This is a genomic window from Streptomyces sp. NPDC002896, from assembly GCF_040295225.1.
GTDB lineage: Bacteria > Actinomycetota > Actinomycetes > Streptomycetales > Streptomycetaceae > Streptomyces.
This window is the reverse complement of the sequence record NZ_JBEOVA010000002.1, coordinates 457,508-476,644: the sequence shown is the minus strand read 5'-3', so window position 1 is coordinate 476,644 and position 19,137 is coordinate 457,508. Positions and strand designations below refer to the sequence as shown.

Genomic DNA, 19,137 nt, shown 5'->3' with positions numbered 1-19,137 from the left:
GATGAACCGTCCGACGGCCGGTCCGTCCATGGCGCACGCCCGGCGGCCGGGCCCCTCAGCGGCGCACACGGCCCCCACACCACGCCTTGACCTCAAGTTGGGTCGAGGTTTGAGACTGGCACCCTGACCGAGCGGCCGTGCCGCCGGCACGGCCGAGACGAGGGGCGTGAACCGCATGCGTGCGATACGAGTGGCCGAATACGGAGGCCCCGAGGTCCTGGTACCGGTGGAGGTGCCGGACCCGGTGCCCGGGGAGGGAGAGGTCGTCGTACGCGCTGAGGCCGTCGACACCATCAACGTCGAGACGCAGATCCGCCGCGGACACTGGGGCGAGGCGTTCGGCATCACCCCGCCCTATGTGCCGGGCGGCGCGGCCGCAGGGACCGTCGTCTCGGTCGGCCCGAGCGTCGACCCGTCGTGGATCGGCCGTCGGGTCGTCGCCGGGGCCGGCACGAAGGGTGCGTACGCCGAGCTCGTCCGTACCGGCGTCGACCGGCTGGTGCCCGTACCGGAGGGCCTCGGGTCCCGGGAGGCGGCCGCCCTCGCGCACGACGGCGTGACCGGCATCGGCATCACGGAAGGCATCGCGATCAAGCCGGGCGAGCGGGTGCTGATTCTGGGGGCCGCGGGCGGCATGGGCACGCTGCTGGTCCAGCTCGCGCACGCGGTCGGCGCTCAGGTCGTCGGGGCCGCGCGAGGACCGCAGAAGCTGGCGCTGGTCAGGCGGTTGGGCGCCGACGCCGTCGTCGACTACACGGAGGACGACTGGACGCAGCAGGTACGGAACGTCTTTGGCGGACTGCCCGTGGACGTGCTGCTGGACGGGGTCGGCGGCGAACTCGGCACGCGGGCCTTCGAGTTGGTGGCGGACGGCGGGCGCGTATCCGCCCACGGCGCGCCGAGCGGCGGCTTCGCCGAACTCGACCAGGAGAGCGCAGGGAGGCGCGGCATCGCCCTGCGGGGCATCGCAGACGTGCAGTTCGAGACGCCGGAGATCGTACGGCTGGCCACGAAGGCACTCGCGGAGGCGGCAGCGGGGCGACTGCACCCGGTGATCGCACAGGAGTTCCCCCTGTCCCGGGCTGCCGACGCCCACCGCGCGATCGAGGCCCGCTCGGTCCCGGGCAAGGCCCTGCTCATCCCGTAACCGGCCCTGGCGGAGGCCCAGGTCTTTCTTTCGGATCGCGTAGCAGGCCTTCGTGTCGACGGCTGGACGGATCACGCAGCCGGCCTTCGTGTCGACGGCTGGACCAGCCACCGTCCGGTGATCCCGACGAAACCGCGGCACTGCTGTGGCGGCGACAGCCAGATGGTCGTGCGACGCGTCGGCCATGTGCCCGGTGGCGGCTGACCTGTCCCCGACGTCTGCGCGCTCACCACGGCACGGGCGTTCCGTCCCAGGAGAAGAACGCACCGGTGGGGCCTTCGTCCGGCAAGAGGGCCAGTCGGACAGCTCCCCGGGCGGCCTCGGCCGGGTCCCCGCCGGCGGCGGCCGCCCGGGGGTTGAGGTCGGTGGCTCGCAGGCCGGGGGCGAGGGCGTTGACCTTGAAGCCCTCATCGGCCAACGTCTGGGCGTAGAAGACGGTCAGGGCGTTGAGTGCGGCCTTCGACGATCGGTAGGCGGCGGCGCCACCGCTTCCGGGGGAGAACTGAGGGTTGGGGTTCGTGCTCCAGGTCAGCGATCCGGTGCCGCTGGAGATGTTGACGATGCGGGGGTGCGGAGATCGGCGCAGGACGGGCAGAAAGGCGTTGGTGACCGCGACAACCGCGAACACATTGGTCTCGTACGTGCGCCGGAAGTCCTCGACGCCGGCCTCGGTCGGCGGCGTGGAGGACGGGGAGATACCCGCGTTGTTGACCAGGACGTCCAGGCGGTCCACCAAGGCCGCGGCCTTGATGATGCTGTCGGGGTCCGTCAGGTCGAGGACCAGCAGGCGGGCGTCGCCGCCGATCTCCTTGACGGCCCGCTGCCCGCGCCCGGCGTCGCGGGAGGCCACGTACACGGTGAAGCCCTCTGCGGCGAGCTGGTTGGCGATGTGCTTGCCGATGCCCTTGTTGGCACCGGTGACCAAAGCTGTGCGATCGTTCATGACAGCTACGGTCCCCTGGCCCAGGGTGCCCCTGCCAGGGACAACCTGTACCAGGCAGTGGGACAGGCAAAGCGGGAGGAGGCAGCATGCCGCGGCAGGAGCTGGCCCGCTTCCTACGGGAGCACCGGGCGGGATTGCATCCGCATGAGGTCGGTCTGCCGACCAACACCCCTCGCCGTACACCGGGCCTACGCCGCGAAGAGGTGGCGGAACTGGCCCACATGTCGGTCGACTACTACACCCGGCTGGAACAGGCTCGCGGACCGCGGCCTTCGGCCCGGATCCTGGACGCGCTCGTCGGGGCCCTGCGGCTCACCCCAGTCGAACGCAGCCACTTGTTCCGCCTGGCGGGATCGAGCGCGCCGCCCGGCACCAACGCCGTGCGGAGGGTGCGCCCGCAGGTGACCCGGATGCTGCAGCGGCTGCCGGAGACCGGCGCGATCGTCACCGACGCGTCCTACGGCGTCGTCGCCTGGAACCCCCTGGCGCAGGCTCTGCTGGGCGGTGATCTCGGACGCCGGACGACGAACCTCGCCCGACGCCGCTTTCTCGGCCAGGGACGCATGTACGAGAGCGCCGGCGCCGAGGAATTCGGGCACATCGTGGTGGCGCGGCTGCGCCGGGCCGCCGACCGCTACCCGCACGACGCGCAGCTCGCCGCCCTGCTGGCCGAACTGCGCGCCGGCAGCGAGGAGTTCCGGCAGATCTGGGAGACGCGTCCGGTCCATGCTCCCGGGCACCGCATCAAGACCCTCGACCACCCGGTGGCGGGCAGACTGCGGCTGAACTGCGATGTACTGCTCGTGCCCGAGGACGACCAGGAAGTCGTCCTGATCACGGCGGATCCCGGAACCCCTTCGGCGCGGATCCTGCGGGGGCTCGCCGCACGGGCAGCCTGACGTGGCCGCGAGGCTGTCCGGCTGGTTGCGAGGCCGCCCGGCCCGATCCGCGGGACGCGGCACTTCTCTCAGCACCGCCTGGAACTGCGTGCAGTCCGCCCGCACGGGAGGAACGACCCCGACATAAGGCAGTCACATGATGGGACGGGCAAGTCCTAGTTGACCGTCAGTCGGGTGCCGGGATCCAGGCACCAGTCCAGTGCCGACGGCCAGGGACCGTATCCGTCCGGGATGGCCAGATGCCCGGCGCCCGTCAGGAGGTCGACGTCGCAGCCCAGCGGCCGACCGAAGACCTCGGCGGCGCCCTCCGGGCAGTACGGGTCGTTGTCGGAGCACACCAGCCGGGGCGTGGCCACGGCGAGCTTCAGCCGGGACAGGTCGAGGGGCTCGGGCGTGAACCCGGCGATGGCGTCCCAGGAGAACGCGCTCGGTCCGGGCGGGCCCACCAGGAGCACGCGGTCGGCGGCGGGCGTGTCGCCGCGCCTCGCCGAGACGTGGAACCATGCCGCGCATCCCAGGCTGTGGCACACGACGATGCGCTCACCGCGCATCATCCCCAGTTCGGCCTCGATCGCGTCGCCCCAGGCGTCGAGTGCCGGCTGGTCGGGATCGGGCAGTTGCGGATAGAAGACCTGCTCCCCGTGTTCCCTGAGCCGCAGCGCGAGGTCGTACTGCCAGTGCTCGGCCGGACGCCGGTTCTCGACGCCGTGGAGTATCAGAAAACTACGGTTCCACATGGGCGCACTCTACGGCAGGCACCGAACGTGTCCGGCACAGCCGTGTTCGGCAGGAAGTGACGGTTCACGGCGACGGCGACGCCGAGGAGGCCGACGTGGGCGGCACGTCGTAGACATTGCCGGGCGTCACGATGCCGGTGACGGCCTTCGCGAAGAGAGTGCTGTTCTCGTTGTTCTCGTAGGAGGTGTCGGTGTTGGTGAGGATCACCAGCGTCGCCTCGGCCGAGGGCAGATAGACCGTCACCGACTGGTAGCCGGGCAGCGAACCGTTGTGCCCGATCCAGCCGTGGCTGTTGAAGATGCCGAGGCCGTAGCTGGCCCCGGGGAAGCCGGTGGGCAGGGTCCGCAGTCGCTGTGCCTGCGTGGCGGGCTTGAGCAGCGTGCCCGTCGCGGCGATACGGGCCCATTCGCGGAGGTCGGACAGGTCCGAGATCATCGCTCCGGCGGCCCAGGCCCAGGACGGGTCCCAGTTCGTCGCGTCGGCGACCTCTCCGCCCAGCGTCTGGGTGGTGTAGCCGCGCGCGTGCGGCTGGGGGAACTCGGTTCCGGTGGGGAAGAGCGTGTGGTCCAGGTGGCTCGGCTCCAGGACGTGCTGCTGCAGATAGTCGCCGAAGCTCTGGCCACTCGCCTTCTCCACCACCAGGCCGAGCAGGATCGCGTTCGTGTTGGAGTACTGGAACTTCTGCCCCGGCTCGAAACCCACGGGGTGCTTGAAGGCGTAGTCGAGCAGTTGCTGCGGCGTGAACCTCCGGTCGGGATCGGAGAGGAAGGCCTTGCCGAAGTCCGGGTCGTCGGTGTACGGGTACAGCCCGCTGCGCATGTCGGCGAGTTGGCGCAGGGTGATGCGGTCCCCGTTGGGCACGCCCTCCACGTATTTCGACACCGGGTCGTCGAGACCGACCTTGCCCTCGTCGACCAGCCGCAGGATCGCGGTCACGGTGAAGGTCTTCGTCTCGCTGCCGATCCGCATCCGCAGCCCGTCGGACATGGGGGCGCCGCTGCTCTTGTCGGCGACGCCGAACGCACGGACGTAGCTGCCCTTTCCGGGAATCCACACCCCCACGATGACGCCGGGCACGCCCGCCTGATGCAGCGTCTGGGTGACGGCTTTGTCGAGTTGTTCCGCCACCGCGGGGGTCAGGGCGCGGACCGTGGCGCCGGGAGACTCGGGCGTCGCGACCGCCGCAGCCCGCGGGACCGACGTCGGCGTACCGGAGCACGCCGCGGATGTCAGCAGCGCACCAGCGGCCAGCGCTGCCGCAGCGATCCTGCCGTGTCTGCGCATGCGTACCATCCCAGGGTGTTTCTTCCGGCCTTGTTGTCTGCGGGCCGACGCGCGCACCGGAAGCCGGAGGAGGCCGCAGCGAACAGACGCCTGCCAGGCACAACGTACGTCGGGGGTAGGCGCCCCACGGCTCGACCGGGCCCGGGAACTGACCCGTTCGGCTGCACGGCCACCACCGACGCCCGGCCCGAGCGGCTCCGCCGAACGGAGTCTTCGCCGGGCGCGTCTCCCGGCGAGGACTTGGCATTCCACGTATGTTGATCTCAGACGCCTCCGGGAAACGGCGCCGCCTCGCGTTGGTGGTCCAAAGCAAGACGCTCCGCCCCCGGCGGGGAGATGCAGGTGCAAGACCTGCCCAACGCTCCACAGCCCTATAACCCAGAGGGTCCCGGGATTTCGCATCCCGGGACCTTCTGGTGTCCCGCTGTTTCGACGGCGGCCGCGGGCTCGGCCTGGGTGGCGCGGCTCGTCGGGTTACTTGGTCAGCCCGGCCGCGTCGCAGGCGGACCGGTACTCCGAGGCGCAGATCTCTTCGAGCGTGTACATGCCGTCCTTGAGGATGGTGTCCCTGATGTTGTCGACGGTCACGGACACCGGAGTGAGCAGGACGGCCGGGATGTCCTTGTCAGTGGCGCTGTCGACGGTGGTCTTGGCGATGCCGTCGATGTCCTCCCCGCGGCCCAGGGCGACGGCCATGGCGGCGGCGGCGTCGGCCTCGGGCTTGAAGGGCTTGTAGACGGTCATGTACTGGTCGCCGGTGATGATGCGCTGTACGGCCGCGAGATCGGCGTCCTGCCCGGTGACGGGCGGAAGGGGCGTGACCTCGGCGGCCTTGAGAGCGGCGATGACACCGGAGGCGATGCGGTCGTTGGCGGCGTAGACGCCGTCGATGCCGTCGACGCCCAGGGCGGCGATGGCACCGGACATGTTGGCGTGGGCGTTCTCCTCCCGCCACTCCACGGTGTCGTACATCTTGGCGATCTTCACCTTGTCGTCGAGGACGGACAGCGCGCCCCTCTTGAACCAGCCCGAATTGGGGTCGGTGACGGCGCCGTTCATCATCACGATCCGGCCGCCGTTCGCCTTGTCACCCATGGCGTCCAGGAGCGCTTCGGCCTGGATCTCGCCGACCTGCGCGCCGTCGAAGGTGACGTAGCCCGAGATCGGGCCCTCGGCGAGGCGGTCGTAGGCGACGATCGGGATGCCGGCCTCCTTCATGTCCTCGACGGAGGAACGGAGCGCCGTGGGGTCGACGGCATCGAGGATCAGGACCTTGACCCCCTTGTTGATCATGGAGTCCATCTGCTGGCGCTGGATCGCCACATCCGCCCTGGCGTTGGCGTATTCCACCGTGCAGTTGCCGCACAGCTCCTTGATCTTCTGCTCGATCAGGGGCTCGTCGAAATGCCCGAAGCGGGAGGTCCCGTTCGTCGGGAGCATCAGGCCGATGGCGAAGCCTCCGTTGTCGGAGCCCGAGCCGTCACTGCCGCCACAGGCGGCGACGCCGACCGCCAACGACAGCACGGTCATGACGACAGCAGCACGACCCGGCCAGCCGTTCATGCGAGGCACCTCCCTGAGGTCGTCTCACCGCTAACCAGACACTCCTACCGCTATCCAGACAATAGACCCATAACGGAATGGGTCAGCGGTGCTGTGGCCTCCGGTGGGCTGATGCGAGGGGCGCCTATGAGGCCAGCGGGACTGATGGTGGTGGGTGGTCTGCGCGGACGGGTTCCACGATGTGCGGGTAACCCGGGTGCCACGGCCGGCGCCGCACGCGCGGCGGTCGGAGTTTGTACGGATCGCTCCGGGCGACGCGGCGAAGTACGGGTACCTCCCTCCGCCGCCCTCCACGTCGTGGGCGCCCCAGGGCAAGGGGCGCAACATCGGCGGCTCGCCGGAAGAGGGCGCGGCTGCCACCGGCAAGGACATGGGCGTCGGCATCACGAAGGCGAACGGCAAGCCGCTGCTGAAGGGCGGCTGCGCGGCTGAGGCCGTGCGGCGGCCGTCCCCCGGCACGCCGCCCGAGTCCGCCCGGGCGCCGCAGGACGGTTCCCTCGAGCTGGCGACGTCCTTGGCGAAGAAGGGCATCGACGACAGGTTCGACATCTCGAGCGTCATGGACGCCGCCAACGCGGGAAAGGTCGTCGCCGAGCACGAGGGCTGAGAACCCGCGCACGTCTCAGTCCGGTCGGGCGTACTCCGTCGCCGCATCCAGCAGCCAGTCCGTCAGATATCCGGCGAAGGACGAGCGGACCAGCACCCAGAAGCCATGCTCGGGCTGTTCCCGGGCGACCAGCACGACCTGTGTGCGGGCCAGCGTGGTCTGGGCGCAGCGTCCGGCGCGGAAGGCGCGCGGGTGCAGGTCCAGCGGGCAGCCGTGGGCCAGCAGGTCACGGGCGCGCGGGCCGGAGACGAGCAGGGTGGTGCGCTGGGCCGAGACGTCGGTGACGGCTGCGGGCTCGTCGCCGGTGGCGGCGCGGATACGGCCCTCCAGGTCGCTCTGGCCGCCGGGCGGGCCCACGACGAGCCACTCGTCGGGGCCCAGCCAGAGCGCGGCCAGGTCCCCGGCGCGTACGACCGTGTTGGGTTCGATGGGCAGGTCGAGGCCCAGAGCGAGCCCGACGGCGTCCGCGGCCGCTCCCTTGGGGTCGAGGCGGACGTTGATCTGGGTGACGAAGGGGACCTCGGCCAGCCGTACGGCGCCGCCGGAGGCGCGGGTGGCGGCGGCGAGCCGGCCGGCGGCGCCGGACAGGGGGCTGCGGCGGGGGGTGCGACGTGCGGTGTCAGCCATCGCGGCGGGCTCCCTCGGGGTCGTAGAGGACGGGGCTTGCGACGGTCACCGGGACCAGTTGGTCGCCCACGGGCGCGTAGAGGCGCTCGCCGATGCGGTCGCGGCCGCCCTTGACCAGGGCGAGGGCGAAGGTCCGGCCGAGGGCCGCGCTGCGGTAGCTGGAGGTGACATGGCCGAGCATCGGCACCGGCGGTTGGGGCAGCACACTGTCGGCGACCAGGTGGGTGCCCTCGGGGAGGAAGGTGCCCGGGTCCTCGGGGAGCAGGCCGACGAGGTGCTTGCGGTCGGGGCGGACGGTGTCGGCCCGGGCGTAGGAGCGCTTGCCGATGAAGTCGGGCTTCTTCTTCGACACCGCCCAGCTCATGCCCAGGTCCTGGGGGGTGACGGTGCCGTCGGTATCCTGCCCGATGATCGGGTAGCCCTTCTCGGCGCGCAGGACGTGCATCGTCTCGGTGCCGTACGGGGTGATGCCGAGCGGGCCGCCCGCCTCGTACAACGCCTCCCAGAGGGCGAGGGCCTCCCACGGCGACACATTGATCTCGTACGCCAACTCGCCGGAGAAGCTGATCCGGCAGACGCGCGCCGGGATGTCGGCGACGGTCGTCTCGCGCCAGGCCATGAACGGGAAGCTGTCGTTGTCCACGGCGAGGTCCGGCGCGAGGGTGCCGAGCAGTTCGCGGGAGCGGGGGCCGACCAGGGCGACGGTGGCCCACTGCTCGGTCACGGAGGTGCAGTGGACGCGCAACTCTGGCCACTCGGTCTGCAGCCACTCCTCCATCCAGTCCAGCACGGTGGCCGCGTTGCCGGTCGTGGTGGTGACGAGGAAGCGGTCATCGGCGAGGCGGATGACAGTACCGTCGTCGAACACCATGCCGTCGAGACGGCACATCACGCCGTAGCGGATCATGCCGACCTTGAGGGTGCTCATCATGTTGGTGTAGAGCCGGTCGAGGAACACGGCGGCGTCTGGGCCCTGCACGTCGATCTTGCCGAGCGTGGAGGCGTCCATGAAGGCCACGCCCTCGCGGGCGGCGCGGCACTCGCGCAGCACGGCCGTCTCCATGTCCTCGCCGTCCTGCGGGTAGTACCAGGGACGCTTCCACTGGCCGACGTTCTCGAAGAGCGCGCCGTGGGCGGTATGCCAGTCGTGCAGGGCGGTGACGCGGACCGGGTCGTGGAGTACGCCCCGGTCGCGGCCCGCGAGGGTGGCGAAGGAGACGGGCGTGTACGGCGGGCGGAAGGTCGTGGTGCCGAGGGCGGAGATGTCGACGCCGAGGAGGTGGGCCACGGTGCCGCTGGCGAGTACGCCGGAGGTCTTGCCCTGGTCGTTGGCGGTTCCCGCGGTGGTGTAGCGCTTGGTGTGCTCCACCGAGCGCATTCCCGCGCCGGTCGCCCGGGCCAGGTCGTCGACGGTGACGTCTCGCTGGAGGTCCACGAAATGGGGTCCGGCGGCAGCGCCCGGGACGACGAAGACGTGCATGGGCGAGGACTGCGGGTCGGCGGTCACGTCGGGGAGCCGGGGCGCCTCGGCGGCGTAGCCCTCGGCCTCGATGGCGCGGGCGCCGGCCGTCGCGCCCTGGGCGAGTACGGAGGGCAGGTCGAAGACGCCGTTCGCGGAGCCCGCCACCTCTACCGCCTGGCGGCAGGTGTCGGGGACGAAGGTGCCGAGCGCCTCGTCGTAGCGCAGCTTTCCGCCCGCCTGGCTGAACAGGTGCGCTACGGGGTTCCAGCCGCCGGAGACGAGGAGGAGGTCGACGGCGAACTGGCGGTGTCCTGCCGGCTCTCCGTACGGGGCTGCGGTCACCGCGGTGAGGCGCGCCCCGCCTTCGGTGCCCACGACCGCGTGCCCGGTCAGCACCTCGATCCCGGCGGCCTGGGCGCGGCGCGCCCACTCCCCCGGTTCGGGGCGGGTGTCGATGATCGCTGCAACGTCCACGCCCGCTGCGGCCAGGTCGAGCGCGGCTGCGTAGGCGCTGTCGTTGGTGGTGAAGACGGCGGCGTGGCGGCCCGGGAGGACGCCGTAGCGGTTGACATACGTGCGGGCCGCGGCGGCCAGCATGATGCCCGGGCGGTCGTTGTCGGGGAACGCCAGCGAGCGCTCGTGGGCGCCGGTGGCGAGGACGACGCGGCGGGCGCGGATGCGCCAGACGCGTTCGCGGGAGACGTGCTCGGGGGCCTGGGCGCCGAGGTGGTTGGTGCGGCGCTCGACGGCGAGGAGGTGATTGTCGTCGTAGTAGCCGAAGACCGTGGTGCGGCGCAGCACGCGCACCTCGGGCTCGGCGTCCAGCAGTGCGGCGATCTCCTCGGTCCAGTCCGCGAGTTCGCCCGTGCCGAGAATGCTGCCGCCCAGCTCGGGCTGGTCGTCGGCGAGGATGACGCGTGCGCCGCTGCGCGCTGCGGCCGCCGCGGCGGCGAGGCCTGCCGGGCCCGCGCCGACGACCAGGAGGTCGCAGTGGGCGTGGACGGCGTCGTAGCGGGCGGGGTCGGGCTCGGTGGCGAGGCGGCCCTGGCCGGGGAGGCTGGTGGCTACGAGGCCGTCGTACAGCTCGACGGTCGTCGCCGGCAGCATCGGCTCGGGGAAGGGGGCCTCGATCTGAATGACGGCGTTGGGTTCTTCTACGCCGGCGGAGAAGATGCCGCGGGGGCGGCCGAGTCTGATGCTGGTGCCGGTCTGGATGACGCCGTTCGCCAGGAGGGCGGAGGCGAGGGTGTCGCCTCGGTGGCCCTCGTACGGGGTGCCGTCGAAGACGAAGGTGAGGGGTTCGTTGCGGTGGACTCGGCCGCCGGTGGGGAGGCGGAACGGCTGGGTACGCGTATCTGTGGCTGGAGCAGCGGTTTCTTCCCCTACGCCGCCCCTTCCCGCTGCATCCGATATGCGGCTGCCGCCGCGTGGCACGGGGCCAGCCCCCTGGACCCCCGCCGGGGGCTCCGCCACCAGACCCCCGGATCGCCCTTCGGGCTCGTCCTCAAACGCCGGACGGGCTGAAACTGCCGGGCGCGGCTCGCCCGTGCGGTAAACGGCGAGGATCTCGTTCGTCGCCGTGTCCCGTACCGCGTTGAACCAGCGGCGGCAGCCCGCCGAGTGGCTCCAGCGTTCCGCGAACGGGCCCTTGGAGTTGTCGCGGAAGAAGAGGTAGCGCGCCCACTCCTCGTCGGTCAAAGACGCGGGGTCCTCGGGGTAGGGGACGTGCGCCTGGCCGCCGTAGTGGAACTCGGCCTCGTCACGGGGCCCGCACCAGGGGCATGGGATGAGCAGCATCTGTTCGGCTCCTCAGTGGGCCACCGCGGCCGCGCCGTGCTCGTCGACGAGCGCGCCGGTGGTGAAACGGTCGAGCGAGAAGGGGGCGTTGAGCGGGTGGGGCGTGTCGTGGGCGATGGTGTGGGCGTAGACCCAGCCGACGCCGGGGGTTGCCTTGAATCCGCCGGTCCCCCAGCCGCAGTTGAGGTAGAGGTTGTCGACCGGGGTGAGTCCGATGATCGGTGACGCGTCGGGGCTGACGTCGACGATGCCGCCCCAGGTGCGCAGCACATGGGCGCGGGCGAAGACCGGGAAGAGCTCCAGGGCGGCGGACATCTGCTCTTCGATGATGTGGAAGGCGCCGCGCTGGGTGTAGGAGTTGTACGCGTCGATGCCCGCGCCCATCACCAGCTCGCCCTTGTGCGCCTGGCTGACGTACACGTGCACCGCGTTGGACATGACGACCGTCGGGTGCACCGGTTCAAGGAGTTCGGAGACCAGCGCCTGCAACGGGTGGCTCTGTAGGGGCAGTTCGATACCGGCCATGGCGGCGAGGACCGACGTGTGTCCGGCCGAGCAGAGCGCCACCTTCCCCGCCCCGATCGGGCCGAGCGTCGTCTGCACACCGACGACCCGGCCGCCGACGATGTCGAGGCCGGTGACCTCGCAGTTCTGGATGATGTCGATCCCAGCCGCGTCGGCGGAACGGGCGAGGCCCCAGGCGACGTGGTCGTGCTTGGCGATGCCGGCCCGCGGCTGGTAGGTGCCGCCCATCACCGGATAGCGCACGTCCGGTGAGATGTTGACGATCGGGCAGACGTCCTTGACCTGCTGCGGGTCGAGCCACTCGGCGTCGACGCCGTTGAGCCGGTTGGCCTCGACGCGGCGGACGCTGTCGCGGACGTCCTGCAGGCTGTGGGCGAGGTTCAGCACACCGCGCTGGGAGAAGAGGATCGGGTAGTCGAGCTCCTCCGCCAGTCCCTCCCACAGCTTGAGCGCGTGCTCGTAGATACCGGCGCTCTCGTCCCACAGGTAGTTGGAGCGGATGATGGTCGTGTTGCGGGCCATGTTGCCGCCCGCGAGCCAGCCCTTCTCCAGTACGGCGACGTTGGTGATGCCGTGGTTCTTCGCCAGGTAGTGCGCGGTGGCGAGTCCGTGACCGCCGCCGCCCACGATCACCACGTCGTACGACGCCCTGGGCTCGGGGGTGCGCCACAGCCAGTCGGGGTGCTCGGGGAGGTCGGCACCCGGGGTGCGGGGGCTCATCGGGCGTCTCCTGAGGGGTGCGGAGGGAGCGGGTGCTTGGCCGCCACCGCCTGCTGCGTACATGTGCACAGCTCCCTGATCTTGTCGGGAGCCGGACGGAGAGCGAGGGAAAGCAAGACCCAGCCTCCTAGCCGCGCAGTCGGGACATCGACGGGTCGAACAGAGGCTCGTCGGCGACGACTGCCGTGATGCGCTGGTCGAAGTAGCCGATGTGCACGGTGCGTCCGGTGGTCGCGAGGTCGGCGGGCAGCCACGCGTACGCGATGCCCTTGCCGATCGTGTAGCCGTACGCGGCGCTGGTGACGTAGCCGACGGGGCGGTCGCCGTCGTACACCGGCTCCTTGCCCATGACGACGGCCGCCGGGTCATCGATGGTGAGGCAGGTCAGCCGGCGCCGTACATCGGCCTTCCGCCGCTGAAGTGCGGCCTTGCCGATGAAGTCGTCCTTGTCGAGCTTCACCGCGAAGCCGACACCGGCCTCGTAGGGGTCGTGCTCGTACGTCATGTCGGTGCCGAAGGAACGGTAGCCCTTCTCCAGGCGGAGGCTGTTGAAGGCGCCGCGGCCGGCGGCGACACCGCCCAGCGGCCGGGCCGCCTGCCACAGCGTGTCCCACAGCTTCAGGCCCATGTCGGCGGTGGTGTACAGCTCCCAGCCGAGTTCGCCGACGTACGACAGGCGCATCGCGGTGACGGGGACGGAGCCGATGTGGGCGCGCTTGGCGCGGAAGTACTTCAGGCCGTCGCCCGAGAAGTCGGATTCGGTGAGCGGCTGCAGGACCTGGCGGGCCAGCGGGCCCCACAGTCCGATGCAGCAGGTGCCTGCCGTGATGTCGCGGACGGCGACCGACCCGTCGGCGGGCAGGTGGCGGGTGAACCAGTCGAGGTCCAGGTTGCCGTTGGCGCCGACCTGGAAGAGGTCGCGGGCGAGCCGGGCGACGGTGATGTCGCTGCGGATGCCGCCGTCCTCGTCGAGCAGCAGCGTGTACGTGACGGAGCCGACCGACTTGTCGACCTTGCCGGTGGACATCCGCTCCAGGAAGGCGGCGGCGCCGGGCCCGCCGACCTCGAGGCGCTTGAGGGCCGTCATGTCGTACATGGCCACGGTCTCGCGTGTCGCCTGCGCCTCGGCGCCGACGATCGGGGACCAGTATTGCGCCGCCCAGTCGTTGGGAGTCGGGATCGAACGGCCTTCTACCAGGCCCGCGTTGTCCTCGTACCACTGGGGGCGTTCCCAGCCCGTCGCCTCCAGAAAGAACGCGCCGAGCTCCTGCTGCCGGGCGTAGAACGGGCTGGTGCGGATCGGGCGCGGGTGCCCCGACGGCTGGAGGGGGTGGAGGATGTCGTAGACCTCGACGAAGTTCTGGCAGTCGCGGGCGAGGACGTACTCCGGCGAGAGCTGGTGCGGCTCGAAGCGGTTGACGTCGCACTCGTGCAGGTCGAAGGACGAGCAGTAGCCGTCGACCAGCCATTCGGCGACGGCCCGCCCCACGCCCGCGGAGTGCGTGACCCACACGGCCTCGGCGACCCAGAAGCCCTTGACGTCCGGTGACTCGCCGAGGAGCGGCAGGCCGTCCGTGGTGAAGGAGAACAGGCCGTTGATGCCCTCCTCGACCTTGGCCTCCCGGGTGGCGGGGAGGAGAGACTGGGTCTCGGTCCAGGCGTCCTCGAAGTCCTCCTCGGTGAACTTCAGCACCGACGGCATCGCGTCGGCCTCGTCCACGGAGAGGATGTCGTCTGCGGAGAGCGGCATGGGGCGGTGTCCGTAGTAGCCGATACCGAGGCCGTCGAAGCGGTCGCGGTAGTACAGGTCGGCGTCCTGGTGGCGCAGGATCGGGCGGACGGCTTCCTGCGTCTGGCCCGCCAGGGCCGGTACGGGGCCGGTCCACGCCAGCTGGTGGGCGAGCGGTGTGAGCGGCAGATTCATGCCGACCATACGGGCGATCTTCGGACCCCAGATGCCGGCGCAGCAGACGACGATGTCGGCGGGGATCTCGCCCTGATCGGTGAGGACGCCGGTGACGCGGCCGTCGCTCTGCCGCACGTCGAGGACTTCGTGGCGGGCGAGGAAGCGTACGCCGCGCTCGGTGGCGCGGCGGATCTGTGCCTCGACGGCGAGGACAGCCTTGGCGAGGCCGTCCGTCGGTACGAGCAGGCCACCGAGGATCTTGTCCTGGTCCACCAGCGGGTGCTGCTCGACGCATTCCTCCGGGCTGAGGATGCGGGCCTCGATCCCCCAGGCGGTGATCCAGCCGTGACGGCGGTGGATCTCGGCGAGGCGCTCGGGCGTGGTGGCCACTTCCAGGCCGCCCACCTGCAGGAAGCAGGGCTGGCCGTCGACGTCGAGCGAGCAGAGCTTCTCGACGGTGTAGCGGGCCAGCTCGGTCATCGTCTTGGAGGAGTTCGTCTGGAAGACCAGGCCCGGGGCGTGCGACGACGATCCCCCGGTGGCGGGGAGCGGGCCCTGGTCGACCACCGTCACTTCGGTCCAGCCGCGTGCGGAGATCTCGTCTGCCAGCGCCGCACCCACGACGCCTGCTCCGATGATCACCACTCGGGGTCCCGCCATCGCCGCACCTCCGAATTGAAACCAATCCAGTTGCTGTCTGCGCAACATGCTTCAGGTTGCGCAACTCAATGTGCCCGCCGTGGAGGTGGGTGTCAAGGGCTCCGTGACGTCGGAAAACAGCCCGCAACACGGCGATGCCCGGCGGGCCGTGCGCACAGTTGCGCACGGCCCGCCGGGCACGTCAGAAGCTTCCGGTCCGGTCCTACTTGAGCCAGGCGTCGACCTTGTCCTTGTTCGCCTCGACCCACTTCTTCGCCGCCGCCTCGGGCGACATCTTGTCCACCGCGATGTACTTGGCGACTACGTTCTGGTCGTCGTTCGTCCAGTTGAAGTTCTTCACCAGGTCATAGGCGGGGCTGCCGGACTTGGCGAACTTCGCGCTGACGATCTTGTCCAGGTTGTAGACGGGGTAGTCGCACGCGATCTTCGCCGCGTCGGCGTCACAGCCCGCCGTGTACTTCGGCAGGTCGACCTTGACCAGCGGCACCTCGGACAGGAACCACTGCGGCTCGTAGAAGTAGCCGATCACCCATTCCTTGTTCTTCTCGGCCTTGCGGTACGCCTGGATGAGCGCGGTCTCGCTGCCCGCGTACACCACCTTGAAGTCCAGCTTCAGGTTCTTCACCAGCGCCTCGTCGTTGGTGACGTACGACGGGTCGCCGTCGAGCAGCTGGCCCTTGCCGCCCGACTCCGAGGTCTTGAACTTGTCCGCGTACTTGTTGAGGTTCTTCCAGTCGGTGATGTCGGGGTGCGCCTTGGCGAGCCACGGCGGCACGTACCAGCCGATGATGCCTTTGTTGCCGGTCTGGCCGGCGTCGACGGCGGTCTTCTGCTGGGTGATGTACTTCTTCTTCAGGTCGTCGTGGCCCCAGTTCTCCAGGACGGCGTCGACCTCGCCCGTCCCGAACCCCTGCCAGGCGATCTCTTCCTTCAGGTCCTTCTTGTTGACCGTACAGCCGAGCTCGTGCTCGGCGACGTACGCGACGACCGCCGCGTCCGCCTCGTAGCCGACCCACGGGTTGACCGCCAGGTTGAAGGTGCCGCACTTGCCCGAGCTGCCCGAACTCGCGGAGCTGTCGTCGCCGACCTTCGCACCGCCGCAGGCGGTGAGGGTGAGGCCGAGGACCGCCATACCGGCCGCGCCGACTCTCCACTGTCTTGCTTGCCTTGCCATGGTCCGTGCTCCTTATGCCCTAGTGCGTCGCGCCGCAGCCTGAGTGATCCGGTCGAACATGACTCCGAGCAGTACGATGGCGAGCCCCGCCGCCAGCCCCTTGCCGTACAGCTCGCCCTGCGAGAATCCGGCCACGACGTCGTAGCCGAGGGCGCCGGCACCTACCAGGCCGCCCACAACAACCATCGACAGCACATAGATCAGGCCCTGGTTGGTCGCGAGGGTCAGGGCGCTGCGTGCCATCGGCAGTTGGACCTTGGTGATGATCTGCCAGGTGTTGCACCCGGCAGAGGTCGCCGCCTCGACCGTGGTCTCGGGCACGGTCCGCACCCCGTCCGCGATGATCTTCATCGCGACGGGCGCGGCGTAGACGACGGCGGCGACGATCGCCGTGAAGCGTGTCGCGCCGAACAGTGCGAGGAACGGCACGAGATAGACGAACGGCGGCATGACCTGGGCGGCGTCGAGGGTGGGCCGCATGATCCGGTCCACGAGTGCGCTGCGCCCCATCCACACCCCGAAGACGATGCCGAGCAGCATCACCAGGACCGTCGCCACGACGGTGGAGGCGAGCGTCGTCATGCTGTCCGACCACAGGCCCGTGCCGACCAGGAGGCCGACGCAGACGGCCGTCGTGACGCCGGCGCGCCAGCCGCCGAGGACCGTGCCGAGCCCGATCAGGGCCGCGCCGACCAGCCACCACGGGGAGTCGGTGAGCAGCGACTGGAAGGGGTTGAGCAGGCCGTTGGTGATGGCGTCGCGGAAGGCGTTGGTGATGCCGGAAAGGTTGTCCTGGGCCCAGGTGGTCGCGCTGTCCGCCGCGCTCGCGATGGCGCTGCCGGTGCCGCCCTCGCCGGGGAACTCCGCCGCCCATACGTAGGTGTGTGACAGGTAGGCGAGGACCGCTGCGGCGATTCCGCCCGCGCCCAGCAACGGCCGCCGCCACTTGGCGAATCGATTCCCCGAGCGCCGGGCAGCCTCAGCCCGTGCGCTGGCCGCGGTGGTGACCCGGTCCAGGACGATGGCCATGACGACGATGGCAAGACCCGCATTGAAGGCCGTGCCGACGTCCAGTGACTGCAGGGCCTGGACGACGGTCTTGCCGAGGCCGGGGGCGTCGATCAGGGCCGCGATGGTGACCATGGCCAGGGCGGCCATGATGGTCTGGTTGACGCCCATCACCACGGTCCGCTTGGACATCGGAAGCAGCACCTTCAGCAGTGCCTGCCGCCGCGTCGAGCCCAGTGAGTCGGCCGCCTCGACCGTCGTCTCCGGCACGGACCGGATGGCGTGCGCGGTGATACGGATGGCGGGCGGCGCCGCGTAGATCAGCGTGGCGATCGTGGCGGAGGCCGGGCCGATGAGGAAGAACAGGGTGAGCGGTGCCAGGTAGACGAAGGTCGGCATCGTCTGCATGAAGTCCAGGAAGGGCGTCATGATCCGGTTGACCCGGTCGGAGAGACCGGCCCACACGCCCAGCGGAATCCCGATCAGCAGCGCGACGAAGACCGCCGAGACGGTCAGCGCGAGGGTGTCCATGCTCTCCTGCCACAGGCCCTGCAGCCCGAGGAAGGTGAAGCCAGCCACGGCCAGGAGTGCGACGCGCCAGTTGCCGACGGCCCAGGAGACGTAGCCGACGAGGCCGACGACGCCGAGCCAGCCGACCTGCGGGACGGGGCGGCCGGCTGAGGGCTGGGAGATCAGCGCCTGGATGAAGGTCACCAGGTTGTCGATGACAAGGCGGATCTCGTTGAAGAAGTAGAGGAAGAGCGGGTTGGAGTTGCGGTTGGCGCCGATCGTGTCGTTGACGTCGTTGAACCAGCGGTGCAGATCGGTGAGGTCGGCCGCCGCGAGGGACAGGGTCTGCTTGCCGCGCAGCACGGCGAAGAGCAGCAGCCAGGCAACGAGGATCGCGGCCACCACCATGCGGCGGCTGACCTTGGCCACGCCCGCGACCGGCGCGGTCTTCTCTACGGCGACTGCCATCACATGTCGCCTTCCTGCCCGGCGACGACCGCGAGGATCTCTTCGTCGCCGACGATGCCGAGCAGCTTGCCGTTCTCGACGACCTTGACGGGCTTCTCGGCGGCCAGCACGGCGCGCGTGGCCTCCCGCACGACCACGTCCGGGCCCAACTCGGGGCCGTCGAGGGCGTCTTCGGGCTCCGCGGGGCGCATGATCCAGCGGAGGGTCAGTACGTCGCCGCGCGGCACGTCCTTGACGAATTCGCGTACGTAGTCGTCGGCGGGGGCGCCGACCAGTTCGTCGCCGGTGCCGCACTGGACCATCTTGCCGTCGCGCATGATGAGGATGCGGTCGCCGAGTTTGAGCGCCTCGGAGAGGTCGTGGGTGATGAACACCATGGTCTTGCCGACCTCGTGGTGCAGGCGGATGACCTCGTTCTGCATGTCGCGGCGGATCAGCGGGTCGAGCGCAGAGAACGGCTCGTCGAAGAAGAGCACGTCGGGGTCGCCGGCGAGCGCACGGGCAAGGCCGACGCGCTGCTGCATACCACCGGAGAGCTGGTCGGGGTAGGAGTTCTCGTATCCGGCGAGGCCGACCAGTTCGACGACTTCCAGGGCCCGCTTGGTGCGCTCCGCCTTGCTCATGCCGCGGATCTCCAGGCCGAACGCCACGTTGTCGACGACCTTGCGGTGAGGCAGCAGCCCGAAGTGCTGGAAGACCATGGAGAACTTGCGGCGCCGCAGGTCGCGCAGGCGTTTCGCGTCGGCGCCGCGGATGTCCTCGCCCTCGAAGACGATCTCGCCCGCGGTGGGTTCGATCAGCCGGGTGAGACATCGCACCAGCGTGGACTTGCCGGAGCCGGACAGGCCCATGACGACGAAGACCTCGCCGGGCGACACCTCGAAGTCGACGTCCCGTACGGCGGCGGTGCATCCGGTGCGGTCCATGAGCTCGCGGCGGGTGAGCCCGCACAGCTCGTCGGAGCCCGGGACCTGGTCGGCCTTCGGCCCGAACACCTTCCACAGCCTGCGCACGGATATGACCGGAGTGGGGGCCGAGTCCTGGGGTGTGCCGCGCCGCTGCGGCACCTCGGTCTGTGCTGGGGTCACGATCGACCTCT

Annotated in this window: 14 protein-coding genes; 3 read left to right on the top strand and 11 right to left on the bottom strand. The window is 70.2% G+C overall.

Annotation, left to right across the window (positions count from 1 at the left end):
- Positions 1 to 175: 175 nt before the first annotated feature.
- A complete protein-coding gene (locus ABT009_RS04405; RefSeq protein ID WP_351289387.1) occupies positions 176 to 1,147 on the top strand; it encodes a zinc-binding dehydrogenase in 972 nt (323 codons plus the stop codon).
- 226 nt (positions 1,148 to 1,373) lie between these two features.
- Here the strand turns inward: ABT009_RS04405 and ABT009_RS04400 are convergent, their stop codons facing one another.
- Positions 1,374 to 2,090, bottom strand: a complete 717-nt coding sequence (locus tag ABT009_RS04400; RefSeq protein WP_351289385.1) for an SDR family oxidoreductase — start codon at positions 2,088 to 2,090, stop codon at positions 1,374 to 1,376.
- An 86-nt stretch (positions 2,091 to 2,176) separates the two neighbouring features.
- Here ABT009_RS04400 and ABT009_RS04395 point away from each other — a divergent pair, with 86 nt between their 5' ends.
- Positions 2,177 to 2,989, top strand: coding sequence for a helix-turn-helix transcriptional regulator (locus tag ABT009_RS04395; protein ID WP_351289383.1), 813 nt, complete (start codon positions 2,177 to 2,179; stop codon positions 2,987 to 2,989).
- Between the two features lie 155 nt (positions 2,990 to 3,144).
- Here the strand turns inward: ABT009_RS04395 and ABT009_RS04390 are convergent, their stop codons facing one another.
- The 3 genes from ABT009_RS04390 to ABT009_RS04380 all read right to left on the bottom strand — a co-directional run bounded on the left by ABT009_RS04390 (position 3,145) and on the right by ABT009_RS04380 (position 6,574).
- Positions 3,145 to 3,726, bottom strand: a complete 582-nt coding sequence (locus ABT009_RS04390) for an RBBP9/YdeN family alpha/beta hydrolase (RefSeq protein WP_351289381.1) — start codon at positions 3,724 to 3,726, stop codon at positions 3,145 to 3,147.
- 64 nt (positions 3,727 to 3,790) lie between these two features.
- Positions 3,791 to 5,020: a serine hydrolase domain-containing protein gene (locus tag ABT009_RS04385; RefSeq protein ID WP_502989811.1), complete on the bottom strand. Its 1,230-nt coding sequence runs from the start codon at positions 5,018 to 5,020 to the stop codon at positions 3,791 to 3,793.
- Between the two features lie 465 nt (positions 5,021 to 5,485).
- Positions 5,486 to 6,574, bottom strand: coding sequence for a substrate-binding domain-containing protein (locus ABT009_RS04380; RefSeq protein ID WP_351289377.1), 1,089 nt, complete (start codon positions 6,572 to 6,574; stop codon positions 5,486 to 5,488).
- A gap of 196 nt (positions 6,575 to 6,770) precedes the next feature.
- Here ABT009_RS04380 and ABT009_RS04375 point away from each other — a divergent pair, with 196 nt between their 5' ends.
- Positions 6,771 to 7,181, top strand: a complete 411-nt coding sequence (locus ABT009_RS04375; RefSeq protein WP_351289375.1) for a hypothetical protein — start codon at positions 6,771 to 6,773, stop codon at positions 7,179 to 7,181.
- Positions 7,182 to 7,196: 15 nt separating this feature from the next.
- Here ABT009_RS04375 and ABT009_RS04370 read toward each other — a convergent pair whose 3' ends face one another.
- The 7 genes from ABT009_RS04370 to ABT009_RS04340 all read right to left on the bottom strand — a co-directional run bounded on the left by ABT009_RS04370 (position 7,197) and on the right by ABT009_RS04340 (position 19,126).
- Complete coding sequence (locus tag ABT009_RS04370) at positions 7,197 to 7,808, bottom strand: sarcosine oxidase subunit gamma (protein ID WP_351289373.1); 612 nt, start codon at positions 7,806 to 7,808, stop codon at positions 7,197 to 7,199.
- Positions 7,801 to 11,067: a sarcosine oxidase subunit alpha family protein gene (locus ABT009_RS04365; RefSeq protein WP_351289371.1), complete on the bottom strand. Its 3,267-nt coding sequence runs from the start codon at positions 11,065 to 11,067 to the stop codon at positions 7,801 to 7,803. The genes ABT009_RS04370 and ABT009_RS04365 overlap by 8 nt, the downstream gene beginning before the upstream one ends.
- Before the next feature lie 12 nt (positions 11,068 to 11,079).
- A complete protein-coding gene (locus ABT009_RS04360; RefSeq protein ID WP_351289369.1) occupies positions 11,080 to 12,312 on the bottom strand; it encodes a sarcosine oxidase subunit beta family protein in 1,233 nt (410 codons plus the stop codon).
- Positions 12,313 to 12,439: 127 nt separating this feature from the next.
- Positions 12,440 to 14,878: a GcvT family protein gene (locus ABT009_RS04355; RefSeq protein ID WP_351289367.1), complete on the bottom strand. Its 2,439-nt coding sequence runs from the start codon at positions 14,876 to 14,878 to the stop codon at positions 12,440 to 12,442.
- A 202-nt stretch (positions 14,879 to 15,080) separates the two neighbouring features.
- Positions 15,081 to 16,052 carry an ABC transporter substrate-binding protein gene (locus tag ABT009_RS04350; protein ID WP_351289365.1) on the bottom strand — a complete coding sequence of 324 codons (972 nt, stop codon included), beginning with the start codon at positions 16,050 to 16,052 and terminating at the stop codon, positions 15,081 to 15,083.
- Between the two features lie 12 nt (positions 16,053 to 16,064).
- The gene (locus tag ABT009_RS04345; protein ID WP_351289363.1) at positions 16,065 to 18,038 is read right to left on the bottom strand and encodes an ABC transporter permease; all 1,974 of its coding nucleotides are present in this window, start codon (positions 18,036 to 18,038) and stop codon (positions 16,065 to 16,067) included.
- Complete coding sequence (locus ABT009_RS04340; RefSeq protein ID WP_351289361.1) at positions 18,038 to 19,126, bottom strand: quaternary amine ABC transporter ATP-binding protein; 1,089 nt, start codon at positions 19,124 to 19,126, stop codon at positions 18,038 to 18,040. Before ABT009_RS04340 ends, ABT009_RS04345 begins: the two co-directional genes overlap by 1 nt.
- Between the last annotated feature and the right edge of the window lie 11 nt (positions 19,127 to 19,137).

Bases quoted from the DNA above. Each gene is read 5' to 3' on its own strand.
- ABT009_RS04370 (WP_351289373.1), bottom strand. From the start codon at position 7,808: ATGGCTGACACCGCACGTCGCACCCCCCGCCGCAGCCCCCTGTCCGGC.
- ABT009_RS04365 (WP_351289371.1), bottom strand. From the start codon at position 11,067: ATGCTGCTCATCCCATGCCCCTGGTGCGGGCCCCGTGACGAGGCCGAG.
- ABT009_RS04350 (WP_351289365.1), bottom strand. From the start codon at position 16,052: ATGGCAAGGCAAGCAAGACAGTGGAGAGTCGGCGCGGCCGGTATGGCG.
- ABT009_RS04360 (WP_351289369.1), bottom strand. From the start codon at position 12,312: ATGAGCCCCCGCACCCCGGGTGCCGACCTCCCCGAGCACCCCGACTGG.
- ABT009_RS04405 (WP_351289387.1), top strand. From the start codon at position 176: ATGCGTGCGATACGAGTGGCCGAATACGGAGGCCCCGAGGTCCTGGTA.
- ABT009_RS04400 (WP_351289385.1), bottom strand. From the start codon at position 2,090: ATGAACGATCGCACAGCTTTGGTCACCGGTGCCAACAAGGGCATCGGC.
- ABT009_RS04380 (WP_351289377.1), bottom strand. From the start codon at position 6,574: ATGAACGGCTGGCCGGGTCGTGCTGCTGTCGTCATGACCGTGCTGTCG.
- ABT009_RS04355 (WP_351289367.1), bottom strand. From the start codon at position 14,878: ATGGCGGGACCCCGAGTGGTGATCATCGGAGCAGGCGTCGTGGGTGCG.
- ABT009_RS04395 (WP_351289383.1), top strand. From the start codon at position 2,177: ATGCCGCGGCAGGAGCTGGCCCGCTTCCTACGGGAGCACCGGGCGGGA.
- ABT009_RS04390 (WP_351289381.1), bottom strand. From the start codon at position 3,726: ATGTGGAACCGTAGTTTTCTGATACTCCACGGCGTCGAGAACCGGCGT.
- ABT009_RS04345 (WP_351289363.1), bottom strand. From the start codon at position 18,038: ATGGCAGTCGCCGTAGAGAAGACCGCGCCGGTCGCGGGCGTGGCCAAG.
- ABT009_RS04385 (WP_502989811.1), bottom strand. From the start codon at position 5,020: ATGGTACGCATGCGCAGACACGGCAGGATCGCTGCGGCAGCGCTGGCC.